11 protein-coding genes and 3 pseudogenes are annotated in these 11,630 nt (G+C 65.0%); 3 read left to right on the top strand and 11 right to left on the bottom strand.

Annotated elements, in window-relative coordinates; genetic code table 11:
* The 5 genes from B9C43_RS54575 to B9C43_RS59490 all read right to left on the bottom strand — a co-directional run.
* A partial coding sequence (locus B9C43_RS54575; protein WP_235039418.1) for an integrase occupies positions 1-765 on the bottom strand: 765 nt, incomplete at its 3' end.
* The gene (locus B9C43_RS54570) at positions 746-1,165 is read right to left on the bottom strand and encodes a helix-turn-helix domain-containing protein (protein ID WP_200826162.1); all 420 of its coding nucleotides are present in this window, start codon (positions 1,163-1,165) and stop codon (positions 746-748) included. The genes B9C43_RS54575 and B9C43_RS54570, both read right to left, overlap by 20 nt.
* A gap of 345 nt (positions 1,166-1,510) precedes the next feature.
* On the bottom strand, positions 1,511-1,945 hold the full coding sequence (locus B9C43_RS54565) for a hypothetical protein (protein WP_084435025.1): 435 nt from the start codon (positions 1,943-1,945) through the stop codon (positions 1,511-1,513).
* Positions 1,946-2,238: 293 nt separating this feature from the next.
* Positions 2,239-2,631, bottom strand: coding sequence for a transposase (locus B9C43_RS54560; RefSeq protein WP_235039421.1), 393 nt, complete (start codon positions 2,629-2,631; stop codon positions 2,239-2,241).
* 213 nt (positions 2,632-2,844) lie between these two features.
* Positions 2,845-3,123 (bottom strand): integrase core domain-containing protein, encoded by a 279-nt coding sequence (locus B9C43_RS59490; protein ID WP_235039420.1) that lies wholly within the window; start codon positions 3,121-3,123, stop codon positions 2,845-2,847.
* Between B9C43_RS59490 and B9C43_RS59485 the strand changes: the two genes are divergently transcribed.
* On the top strand, positions 3,022-3,309 hold the full coding sequence (locus tag B9C43_RS59485) for a hypothetical protein (RefSeq protein WP_235039417.1): 288 nt from the start codon (positions 3,022-3,024) through the stop codon (positions 3,307-3,309). The genes B9C43_RS59490 and B9C43_RS59485 overlap by 102 nt on opposite strands.
* 113 nt (positions 3,310-3,422) lie before the next feature.
* On the opposite strand, the gene B9C43_RS58215 is transcribed toward B9C43_RS59485, so the two are convergent.
* The 4 genes and pseudogenes from B9C43_RS58215 to B9C43_RS59480 form a co-directional block, all read right to left on the bottom strand.
* Positions 3,423-3,797: a hypothetical protein gene (locus B9C43_RS58215; protein WP_235039416.1), complete on the bottom strand. Its 375-nt coding sequence runs from the start codon at positions 3,795-3,797 to the stop codon at positions 3,423-3,425.
* Between the two features lie 127 nt (positions 3,798-3,924).
* Positions 3,925-4,260 (bottom strand): group II intron maturase-specific domain-containing protein, encoded by a 336-nt coding sequence (locus B9C43_RS59885; protein ID WP_268811652.1) that lies wholly within the window; start codon positions 4,258-4,260, stop codon positions 3,925-3,927.
* An 87-nt stretch (positions 4,261-4,347) separates the two neighbouring features.
* Positions 4,348-4,668, bottom strand: a pseudogene (locus B9C43_RS59880) (reverse transcriptase/maturase family protein); the annotation flags it as partial.
* Positions 4,669-4,708: 40 nt separating this feature from the next.
* Positions 4,709-5,512 (bottom strand): integrase core domain-containing protein, encoded by an 804-nt coding sequence (locus B9C43_RS59480; RefSeq protein WP_235039415.1) that lies wholly within the window; start codon positions 5,510-5,512, stop codon positions 4,709-4,711.
* 580 nt (positions 5,513-6,092) lie between these two features.
* Between B9C43_RS59480 and B9C43_RS59875 the strand changes: the two are divergent.
* A pseudogene (locus B9C43_RS59875) lies at positions 6,093-6,559 on the top strand (hypothetical protein).
* Complete coding sequence (locus B9C43_RS58200; RefSeq protein WP_200826163.1) at positions 6,556-7,215, top strand: hypothetical protein; 660 nt, start codon at positions 6,556-6,558, stop codon at positions 7,213-7,215. The pseudogene B9C43_RS59875 and the gene B9C43_RS58200 overlap by 4 nt, the downstream one beginning before the upstream one ends.
* On the opposite strand, the pseudogene B9C43_RS59475 reads toward B9C43_RS58200, so the two are convergent.
* Together B9C43_RS59475 and B9C43_RS54530 are read right to left on the bottom strand one after the other, a co-directional pair.
* A pseudogene (locus B9C43_RS59475) lies at positions 7,152-7,397 on the bottom strand (universal stress protein); the annotation flags it as partial. The gene B9C43_RS58200 and the pseudogene B9C43_RS59475 sit on opposite strands and share 64 nt — an antisense overlap.
* A 745-nt stretch (positions 7,398-8,142) precedes the next feature.
* Positions 8,143-10,995, bottom strand: a complete 2,853-nt coding sequence (locus tag B9C43_RS54530; protein WP_235039414.1) for an AfsR/SARP family transcriptional regulator — start codon at positions 10,993-10,995, stop codon at positions 8,143-8,145.
* Positions 10,996-11,630 lie beyond the last annotated feature (635 nt).

The raw sequence follows: 11,630 nt of genomic DNA, 5'->3' as shown, positions 1-11,630 counted from the left end.
GTCGAACGTCGAGGAGTTGTTCCCGTCGCGGTCGGGAAGCAGGAATCGGAATGAGTGGGTGCCGAACTGGGCGGTGAGGTTGCGGGCTTGTTGTGTCGTCCACTCCTGGGTCGGGTGTTGGGTGACACCGGCGATGTGTGGCCGCCGCGTGCCGTGCTCGAGGAACACCAGGGCATAAAGGCGTTTGCCGAGGACGGTGTCGATGTGGAAGAAGTCTGCGGCGATGATGCCGTGGGCCTGGCTGGCCAGGAACTGTTTCCAGGTGGGACCGGTGCGACGCGGTGCGGGATGGATGCCGGACGAGTTGAGGATCTTCCAGACGGTCGATGCGGCGATCCGATGTCCGAGCCGGGTCAGCTCGCCGTGGATTCTCCGGTGGCCCCAGCGCGGGTTGTCGTGGGCCAACCGAAGGACAAGCTTCGTGATTGCCGCGTGAGTGGGCGGTCGCCCGATCGGTCGTCGGCGCGCGCTGTAGTCCCATTTCCATGCGATGAACGTGCGGTGCCAGGCCAGGATCGTCGCGGGCTGGACCGGGAAGATCGCGTGCCAGCGGCGCCGGGGGAGTAGCGAAGACAATGCGGCGAACCAGAGCCGATCTGCTGGCTCGTAGCGGACCTGGCCGGTGATCTGGCGGCGGAGGACGGTGTTCTCGTGCCGGAGCACGAGCAGCTCTGCGTCCTTGACGACGTCGCGGCGCAGCAGCACCGCGGGGACGGACAGCAGTCGTCGGGTCAGTCGGTACAGCTCACTGGAGCATGATCCCAACGGTTTCACTGTGGTGCCCTGACCAGCTGCGACGGCTTTTCGAGCGGTACACGATGTGCGGGAAGTCGCAGGCGATGACGCTGTTTGCTTGCGCGGCAAGGAATTCTCGCCAGGTCGGGCCGGTGCGGCGTGGCGCGGGGTCGATGCCGGCGGTGTGCAGAATGTGCCAGACGGTGGCTGCCGCGACGGTGTAGCCGAGCCTGACGAGTTCGTCGTGGATCCTGCGGTGTCCCCATCGGCTGTTCTCATTCGCGAGCCGCAGGACGAACTGGCGGATCGCGGCAGGTGTCGAGGGTCGGCCGGGTTTCGTGCGTCGGGCTGTGTAGTCCCATTTCCGGGCGATGAGTGTGCGGTGCCAGGACAACAGGGTCGCTGGTGTGACGGGAAGATCGACGCCCACCGATGGTGGGGGATGAGCCTGGACAGGGTGCTGAGCCAGAGCCGGTCCGCGGTCTGGTAGCGCAGGCGTTTGCCGAGTTGGCGGCACAGGCTCGTGTTCTCGTGTCTCAGGACCAGGAGCTCGGCGTCTCTGCTGGTCTCACGGCGCAGCAGCACTCCAGGAATCGAGAGCAGGTGCCGGATCATGCGGTACAGCAGCGAGACGATCATGCACGGATTGTCTCAACCTGACTAGTAGGCTAGTTGATCAGCAGCGATGAGTATTTGACCGTCACACCCTCCGAACCCTATGTGTCCCTCGGGGAAGTAGTTCTCCCTTCCCCGAGGGACGGCTAACTCAATCGTCTTATTTCTTGCATCTGTCGACGAAGGTGACCGTGGTAGTCTTGTTCTTCTCGACCTTGACCACGGCAACAGCGTTCACCAAGTTGATACGTTCATAGGGACCATTGACCTTGATGTCAGCGATCTTGCAATTCTCGGGAATGCCACTTTCTCGCACCCGGTATGTGCCGACGTCCAGCCTATTCTCCCCGCGACAATCGTCGCCCCTCAACATGAACTCGGCGATCTTCCCTGAACGCTGCTCACGGATGATGAATCTGAACTTCTGATCCTCGTCGCTCCAGCCGTTGACCTTCTTGCAGACCTTAATATTTCCAAAGTCCTTGGCATCAACGTCGGCCGCTTGTGCCGATACGGCTGATACTCCCAAGAGAAGGGTGACACACGCTGCGAGCACGATGGCCGGCCGCCCGAGATCTCGCCACTTCTTCCGCATTGCCCCTCCCATCCAAAATGGGGAAGTTCCAGACAAATCTGCGCGGGCGCGCGCACTTTTGCATTCCACCTCCCCTTCTCCGTCGTTGCCTGACACTCAGTTTCTAAAGATGAAGGCCGCACACCCTTAGTGGAGCATCGCAGCTTTCATTGAATAGCTGAAGGGATTAGCGTGGCGGATAGTGGCCAATGGCTGCGCAAAAGTTGCAGCTCCAGTCCCGCGGGCAGTGATTTTCATGCAAGTTGTACGCCTGTGGGGGTTCCATAAGTCGGCCGGTGGCGCTGACCTTCGGGTCACGCTGCTGCCGGTTCGTACTCGTTGATCAAGCCACCGAGTACGACTCGGCGCTGGACCTGCGTGCAACCCTCCCGGGGAATCGTGAGGTCTGGCCGTGGCGCGAGGAGTTGGCGAGCTTGATGGGGACGGCGTCGGTTGTAGTGCGCGACATACTGCTCAAGCACGGCCCGCAGGTGACGTTCGTTAATGATCAGAACGCGATCGGTGACCTCGCTCCTGACTGTCCCGATGAATCTCTCGGCATAGCAGTTCGCTCGCGGACATCCGGGAGGAATCTTGACCACCTCGACACCCGCATCGGCGAAGACGGCATCACATGAGGTAGTGAACTGGCCAGCGCGGTCTCGGACCAGGAACCGAAAGCCAGCTGCCCGGCCACCCACGTCCATCAGCAGGTTCCGGGCTTGTTGAGTGGTCCACGGGCCGTCGGGATGGGGATGTAGTGCCCAGGACGTGGACATAGCGGGTGGCGACCTCGAGCACTAAGAACACATAGACCCGTCTCAGCGTGACCGCGCAGTCCACGGTGAAGAAGTCGCACGCCAGCATCGTGGTCGCCTTGTGGGGTTTCAGAAGCCGGCCCTATGGCTATGACCTGCGCGTTAAGCCGCAGCGGGTTCGTACTCGTTGATCAAGCCGCCGGGGATCTGGTGGCAGCGGATCTGGGCATGTCTGGAGTGGGGAATGGGCCGGTCTGGTCTTGGCGGCATCAGTTGTCGGGCTTGATGAGGGCGGCGTCGGTTGTAGTGGGCGACATACCTTGTCAGCACGGTTCGTAGGTGACGTTCGCCGATGATCAGCAGTCGGTCGGTGAGTTCGCGTCGTACTGTGCCGATGAATCTCTCGGCGTAGCAGTTTGCCCTTGGGCAGCCGGGCGGGATCTTGACAACCTTGATGCCTGCGCTGGAGAAGACGGCGTCGAATGCGATGGTGAATTGCCCGGCGCGGTCGCGGATCAGGAACCGGAAGCTGACAGTCCGGTCGCCTATGTCGATCGTGAGGTTGCGGGCTTGTTGGGTGGTCCCTGGTCCGTCGGGATTTGTTGTGGTACCGAGATGTGGACGTAGCGGGTGGTGACTTCGAGCACGAAGAACACGTAGACGCGTTTGAGTGTGACTGCGCAGTCCACGGTGAAGAAGTCACAGGCCAGCATTGTGGTTGCCTGGGTGCGCAGGAACTGTCACCAGGAGGTGTCCGGGTCGCGGTGCGGGGCTGGCGGTATCCGCAAGCGTTTGAGCACCTGGCGGATGCTCGACGCGGATACGTGATGACCGAGCTTGAGCAGTTCGCCTTGAATCCTGCGATAGCCCCAGCCAGTGTTCTCTTGTGCCATTCGTTCGATCAGCGCGACGACGGTGTGGTCGATCGGCGGGCGTCCTGTTCGGTTGGGATAGGTCCACTTGCGGGCTACCAGGCGGCGGTGCCATCGCAGGATGGTGTCTGGTGTCACCAGCCGATGCCTGCGCAGCAGGCTGGGCAGCCACCGCGCCAAGGCGGCGAGTACCGCGCGGTCAGCCCAGTCGAGTCGTGGCGGTGGATTCGTGCGGCGCAGCACGTGAGGTCGACTCGGAGCGCCCTGCTGGTGTTGCCACTGGTGGGTTTCTCCGAGCCGCCTCCCGAACCCGGCGTGCGCTAAGCGCACCGGGCTCTCCACAAGCCCCGAAAAGGGCCGCGTGGTTGCCTCATGTTGTGCTCGGCCATGGTGTCGGGATGCGTGTTCCCCGGTAGTAGTAGCGCTTCGCGCTGACCCTGGCCGGATCGAACAGGTTCACGTCACCATCGGCGGGCCAGATGCCGTAGCGCCGGCGCAGTTGTTTCCATGTGGTGCGCCGGTGTTTGCGGTTCTGCCACCTGACGATCTCCTGCCAGAGGTAGGAGCGCAGGTAGCTGAAGGTCGCGTTCGAGCATCCGTACTTGAAGTACGCGGTCCAGCCCCGCAGCATCCGGTTGAGCTGGTGCAGCAGGACTACGAGCGGCAGGTTCGTGTTCTTCCGGCAGATCGTCTTCACCTTGGCCATGACGGCGGCCAGCGCCTTCTTGGCTGGATAGACGTAGACGTAGTGCTTGCCGGTGCCTCGCTTGCGGTGACGCTGGATACGCCAGCCAAGGAAATCGAGGCCCTTGTCAATGTGGGTGATGAGAGTCTTTTCCGGTGACAGGCGCAAACCCATCGTGGACAGGACTCCCGCGATCTCCTCCCGCAGGGCCTCGGCGTGCGCCTGGGTGCCTGACACCGCCAGGCACCAGTCGTCCGCGTACCGGACCAGCCGGTAGTTGGGCAGACCGTGACGACGCCGCTTGGCACGCTCTATCCTGTTAGCTGACGGGCCGCCCGGCCCATGGGCGATATGCTCGTCCAGGACCGAGAAGGTCACGTTGCTCAGCAACGGGGAGAGGATCGACCCTTGCGGAGTTCCGGCGGTGGTCCGTCGGCGTTGCGCTAGCCGAAAATGTCATCCGTGCAGGTCAAGCGGCGTGGTGGTACTCGTTGAGGATTCCGCCCAAACGTTGGTGTCGGCGGATGTCGAGTTGATTGATCTGCGCTGGATCGGTGATGGGCGTGGGCAGTGGTTGTAATGGTCGGGCGTTGGCGATGCCTTGGTGAGGTCGGTGAGAGTTGTAGAAGCGCTCGTATTCGCGGAGTGCGTGGAGTAGGTGTCGCTGGTTCCAGATCAGTGTCCGGTCGAGTAGTTCGTGTCGGCAGGTTTGTATCCAGCGTTCGACGATCGAGTTCATCCTGGGCATCTGAACACCACTCAGCACGACCTCGATGCTGGCGTCGGCGAGGATGGCATCGAACAGCTCAGGGAATCTGCCGTCTCTGTCGCGGATCAGGAATCGCGCTCGGCAGTGGGCGTCTTCGAGGTCCATGAGGAGGTTGCGGGCGGCTTGGGTGACCCAGGCGGCGGTGGGATGTGCTGTGGCGCCGAGGATGCGGATCCTGCGGTGGGCGTGTTCGATCACGGCCAGGACGTACATGCGTGTGCCGGTAAGGGTGATGGTTTCGAGGAAGTCGCAGGCCAGTAGGACCTCGGCTTGGGAGTGGAGGAATTGGGTCCAGGTGCTGGAGGCGCGTTCGGGTGCGGGTTCGATGTCGGCGTTAGTGAGAATCTGCCACACGGTCGATGCGGCGACTTTGATGCCGAGGACGAGGAGTTCGCCGTGGATGCGGCGGTAGCCCCAACTCGGGTTCTCCTTGGCCAGGCGCAGAACCAGGACTCGGATAGACCGGATGATGCGCGGTCGGCCCGGCCGTTTCGGTCGCGACATCCTGGCGTGGCGTCGGCGGAGTAGGTCGCGGTGCCAGCGCTGGATCGTGTCTGGGCGCACCAGCAGACGGAGTCTGTGCAAGGGCCTGGCGTGGTAGCCGGCGCAGGAGTGCGGCGAGTAACGCCCTGTCAGCCGGACTGAACCGCACCCTGGTATTGCCGAGTTGCCGTTGCAGTACTCCGATCTGGTGCCGCAGGGCGAGGATCTCGATGTCTTTGTCCTGGTTGCTCATCGGTAGCAGACGGAGCATGGCGAAGGTGTTGGTCAGGCCGAGGTAGGCCAGTCGCAGCAGCACGGCCGGTCATCCTGCCGTAGGACCGTAAGTGAACGGTGCTGATTCACTGTGTACAGCATCTGACCAGCACGGATGAGATTTTCGGCAAGCGCAGGATCCAGTTCGCCCGCGATCTCCGTGACCTGATCGGTGACCCAGCGCGACAGTCAGCACAGTCCCTCGTCCGGAGGCAACGTACCCAGGCGAAGATGTGATCAGCACGGCGCCGGAACGGCACGACTTTTTGTCGGCCCGCGGACGGCACCTTGAAGCTGGATATGACGTCCAGGAACCCCTATCGGAGGAGTGGCCCGTGGTCGTCGTTCGCGGTTGCGGCGGCAACTGGCGGCGAGGGTGAACGGCGTCCGAGGCCGGCGGTGGACTGGCAGGGATGGTTGGCGTGCACCCGGCAGGCGGCGGATTCGTGCTGTGCGTGCACGGCTGGCTGGCGGGCGGTGGCGTTTTGGTTGCCGTGGGCGCCACTTCCTGGCCAAGCAGACCGTGCAGAACGTGCTCGGCCTGCGCTTCGCGAACCGGATCTTCGAACCGCTCTGGAACGCTCAGCACATCGAGTCGGTGGACATAGTCTGGGACGAGACGCTCACTCTCGAGGGACGGCCAGCTATTACGACCGTGCCGGCGCCCTGCGCGACATGCTGCAGAACCACCTGCTGCAACTGCTGTGCCTGGTCGCGTTGGAGCCCCCGCACACCCTCACCCCACGAGACCTGCGTGACCGCAAGGTCGACGTCCTGCGCGCGGTGCGCGCCTGACCCCCGACGAGGTAGCCCGCTACACCACCCGCGCCCGCTACACCGCCGGCCGCATCGGCGATCGAGCGGTACCCGACTACACAGCAGAGCCCGGAGTCGACCCTGCCCGGGAAACCGAGACCTACGCCACCATGACCTGCTGGATCGACAACTGGCGGTGGGCCGGCGTGCCGTTTCGGCTCCGTTCCGGCAAAGCACTCGCTGCCAGCCGGAGCCACATCGCCGTGCGCTTCCGAGACGTACCGCACCCGGTCTTCGGCCAGCAGCAGGAGCCGATGCCCAACGTCCTGCGGATGATGATCGATCCCGACCGCATCGATCTGTCGATCAACCTCAACGGCGCCGGAGACCCGTTCGACCTCGAACCAGCATGCCTCGCCCCCGATCTCGCCCCGCAGACTCTTCCCGCCTACAGCCGCCTGCTGCTCGACGTCTTCGAGGGAGACGCCACGTTGTCCATCCGCGGCGACGAAGCGGAGGAAGCGTGGCGAATCATGGACCCCGTGCTCGCCGCGTGGACGGCTGGGGCTACGCCGCTGCGGGAAGTACGCCGCGGGGTCGCGCGGCCAGGATCTTTGACTTGTGACTGGGATCAGGTCTCGTGGCGGGTGCGCACAACCGCCACCGGGCATGGTGCGTGCCGCAGCAGATGCTGACTGGTGGAACCGAGGAGCAGCCCGCGGAACCCGCCCCGGCCCCGGCTGCCCACGACGATCAGTTGGGCCTCGTCCGAGAACCGAAGCAACGCGTGCGCCGGACGGTCCCGCACAACCTGGCGGGTGACCCGGACGTCCGGATACTTCTGCTGCCATCGGGCGAGCTGTTCGGCCAGAGTCTCCTCAGCCTCCCGCACCAGCGGGCTGACCTCGAATGCTGCCGCGGCGGCGGGAAACGCGGACTCCAGAAGATCTCCAGATCTGGTTTTCGGCCGCCACGATTCACCGTTGGGCCATGTGCTGCGCGCACTCTGCCCTCTGACCCGAAGCGCCGCCCGCATCCAGCTCGCGCCGGGACAGGCTCAGATCTGCTGGGATGTCGTGGACACTGGTCGGACTCCCTTGGACGATAGGGAAACGCGGAGTGAGTCGTCGTTCGACTCGTTTGTGTCAACTCGTTTGTGTCCACCGGTGCAGCGTCAGGGGGCTGCGGTGGGGCTGCGGACCGGCTGCGGTCCCACGCAACCCGATATCAACAACCCGATACGAACGGAGTGCTGCAGGCCATGTCTTGGTCGGGGGCGACCCCGGTGCACCGCTGGGAAGGTTTCTACCTGTGCGCGGTCCAGGCGTCGGGGCGCGTGGTGACATCATGGGCGTTGCCGTTGCCACTCGACGAATGACACGCAATGCCACAGGGCATGGTGGAGGTTCTCGATGCTGTAGCGCCGGTCCAGTTAGGACTTGTCAGGGCTCGCCGCTGTGGTGGCACATCGCGGTCAGCGAGGGGGTGCTGCGAGGTGAGACCTGGTAGGGCGATCGGCGATCCGTCCCCAAGGCTTCAGGTCAGTACAGGCCAACGGCACAGTGGGGGGCGCGAGCAGGAGATATCTGGTCTGGAGTTGGCGCTGACAATGGAGGGCGCGCTCATTCGGCGCTGTCGTGGCCGTGGCTGGCGTTGGCCTCTGGTTCGGGGTCGAGTTGGGTGAGTTTGGTACGGACTTGGTCGGCGTCGGGGTGGCCGAGTTGGTCGAGGATGACCAGGGCCTGCCGCCAGGCTTCCTGGGCGGCAGCCTGGTTGCCGGTGACGTGGTGGGTGTCGCCGAGGTGGGTGAGGGTCTCGGCTTCGTCGTAGCGGTTGCCAAGCTCGCGGTACAGGGCGAGGGCCTGCTGGTAGTGGGCGATGGCCTGAGTGTGGTGGCCGAGGTGGTGGTGGGCGTAGCCGAGGCTGTCCAGGGTGTCGGCTTCGCCGTCGCGGTCGCGGTTGTGGAGGTCACGGAGCAGGCGTAGGGCGTGGTGGCAGTGGGTGAGTGCCTGCTGGAAGTTGCCGAGCTCAGCGTGGGCCCAGCCGAGGGCATTGAGTGCCCAGGCTTGCGCGGCGTGGTCGCCGGTGGCGCGGGAGAGATCCAGGGCGTGCTGGGCCTGGATGAGCGCCTCGGTGTATCGGCCCTGCTGCTCATAGACGAAGCCGAGGCAGTGATGGGTATGGGCTTGGCCAGCGTGGTCGCCGAGTTCTCGGAACAAGACGAGGGCCCGTCGCAGGTGGGTGAGGGCATCTGCGTAGCGCCCGAGCCGAGTGTAGGTCCAGCCGAGGCCGCGGTGGGTGGTGGCTTGGGCGGCGCGGTCGCCGAGACGGCGTGCGGCGGCCAGGGCGGTCTGCCCGGCGTCCTCATCGTCGTGCCAATGCCCTTGCAGGTCGAGGAAGGTGCCGAGGGTCCGAGGCAGTTGCCATGCGTGGACGTCGAACCCGGCGCGGGCGGCGCGAGCGGTGGCGGCAAGCAGGGTGGTGTGCTCGGCGGTGAACCACCGCACCGCCTGCTCATGGTCTGTGATCGCACCAGGGGTGACCCCGGGTTGTGGGGCATCCAGGGTGATGGGCTCTCGGTGCGGGTCAATGCAGCAGGCAGCGGCCAGGCTGGTGTGCAGGTAGTAGTCCAGGAGCCTGTGAATCGCCGCGCGCCGCTGGGTTTCGGGTTCCCCCTCCACGGCCTGCTCGCCTGCGTAGGCGCGCAGCAGGTCGTGGAACCGGAATCGGCCGGGAGTGTGTTCGTCGAGCAGGTGCGCCCGGGTGAGTTCGGTGAGTAGCCCGTGTGCTGAACGGATGTGGATGTCGGTCAGGTTGGCGGCTGCGGGCAGGCTGATGTCGGGTCCGGGCTGCACGCCCAGCAGCCGGAACAGGCGTGCCGCCTGTGCTGTCAGGGTGTGGTAGGACCAGGAGAACACCGCCCGCAGGTCCAGGTCGATATCGCCGGTGTCGAGCACGTCGAGCCGAGCGCGTTCGTCGCGGAGATCCTCGGCCAGTCGGCTCAGGGTCAGTGTCGGTTGGGTGGTGGCGCGGGCGGCGGCGATGCTCAAGGCCAGCGGGAGCCGGATACACAACTCGATCAGCTCGGCGACGGCGTCAGGTTCGGCTGCCACCCGCTGTCGACCGAGGCGTGTGGTGAGCAGCGCGACGGCCTCGTCGGTGCTGAGGAAATCGAGGGTAAGGCGGTGGGCGCCGTGCCGTGCGGTCAGGCTGTCCAGCCGGTTGCGGCTGGTGATGATCGCTAGGCAGGTGGGGCTGGCGGGCAGCAGCGGACGGACGTGCTCGGTGTCGCGGGCGTTGTCCAGCACGATCAGCATCCGCTTGCCAGCGAGCAGGCTGCGGTACAGCGCGGCCTTGGCCTCCAGGTCGATGGGGATGGCCTGCGGGTCCACCCCAAGGGCGAGCAGGAACCCGTGCAGGGCCTGACCGGCCTCCACCGGGGCCTGCGGGTCGAAGCCCCGCAGGTTGACGTGCAACTGCCCGTCGGGAAACCGGTCGGCGACCCGATGGGCCCAGTGCACCGCCAGGGCGGTCTTGCCGATCCCGGCCGTACCGGCGATCGCCGAAAGCACCACCGCCCGCGGGACGGCGTCGTCGTCGCGGGGCAGGAGGGCGTCCAACTCCTGCAGGTAGCGGCTGCGGCTGGCGAAGCTGGCGATGTCGGTCGGCAGCTGACGAGGAACCGCAACCCGGTTGGTTGTCACCGCAGTCCGGGCCGATCGGGGCGGGAGCTCCAGGGACGGGTCGGCCCGCAGGATCGCCGACTCGAGGTGCTGGAGAGCAGTGCCCGGATCCAGCCCGAGTTCCTCGCCCAGCCGGGTGCGAAAATGGCGGTATGCCTCCAGCGCTTCGCTCGCCCGGCCGCTGCGGTGTAGGGCCAGCATGTGCTGGCCGACCAGGCGTTCCCGGGTCGGATGCGCCGTGACCAGGCCGGTGAGCTCCCCGAGCACCTCGCGATGCCGCCCCAGCCGCAGCTCGGCGTCCACCCGATCCTCCACGGCCACCAGCCGTGCCTCGTCCAGGCCGTGGCACAGCCGGTAGCGGACCTCGTCGGGAGCCGTTCCCGCCAGCGCTTCCCCTCGCCACAGATCCAGGGCCTCGCGCAGCAGCGTGATGGCGTGCTCGTCGTCGGTGTGGCGGGCCTGCTCGACCAGGGCTCGGAACCGGTGCGCGTCCACGCTCATCGGGTCGGCGCGCAACTCGTAGCCCGTCCGCTCACTGACCAAGGCGACGCCATCGGTCTCGGCGGCCGCGGTTTTCAACACCGTCCGCAAACGAGACACGTGGGCCTGGATGGTTTTCGCCGCCGCCGGCGGCGGGTCGTCCGCCCAGGTCAAACTGATCAAACGATCCAGGGGAACGACGTGATTGACTTCCAACGCGAGCACAGCCAACACAAACCGCTGCTTGGCAGCGCCCACATCCAGCCGCCGACCACCCCACCACACCTCGACCGGCCCCAGGATGCGAAACACCCCTCGCCCCTCACTCACCGCTGCGCCAACGCACCGTCCGCGCCCCGCGCCCTGGCAAGGGAGGCTCGGACCCGGCCAAGAGACCCAGCCACGCTGCTACATTCGCACCGTAACGCGGTCAGACGCTTCCGAATAGGAACAAGCAAAGCAGACCTGTCCGGGACACTGGCGAATATGCGTCACTGGCGGATTTGTGTGCCATCTCCACCGTGTGCTTGCCGAAAACCTACTAGTGCCGAAAACCTACTAGTCATGCGACGTCGGCCACTCCGATAGAAGGTCTTCGGGTGGGCTCACGTTCGTGACCTCCAGTGAACACGATCACGTGATGTTCGGGCTGGGGGTTGGAGTTACGGTTGCTTGCTGTTCGGCCGCCGTCGATGTTTTGTTGTCACTTGGTCGACGAGATCGGCGCCCGTGGCTTCTATCTTCGGACCGGCAGGTTGATGCGAGACGGTTCATGCAGGTGATAGCGACTGTTTGAAACTCGGTTGTTCCCCGGATGACGCTGTCGAGGAAATGCCATGAATTTGAGACAGCAGAGATCTGCCACTGCCCGAGACGGCGACCAACGATACAGGTCAGCCCGTCGGGTTATGCCACAGGAGATGGGAACCTACAGACATGTAGGATCC

It is taken from the genome of Kibdelosporangium aridum, assembly GCF_900176515.1.
GTDB classification, from domain to species: domain Bacteria; phylum Actinomycetota; class Actinomycetes; order Mycobacteriales; family Pseudonocardiaceae; genus Kibdelosporangium; species Kibdelosporangium aridum.
The sequence above is the reverse complement of the archived record's forward strand: the minus strand, read 5'-3'. Positions and strand labels throughout refer to the sequence as shown.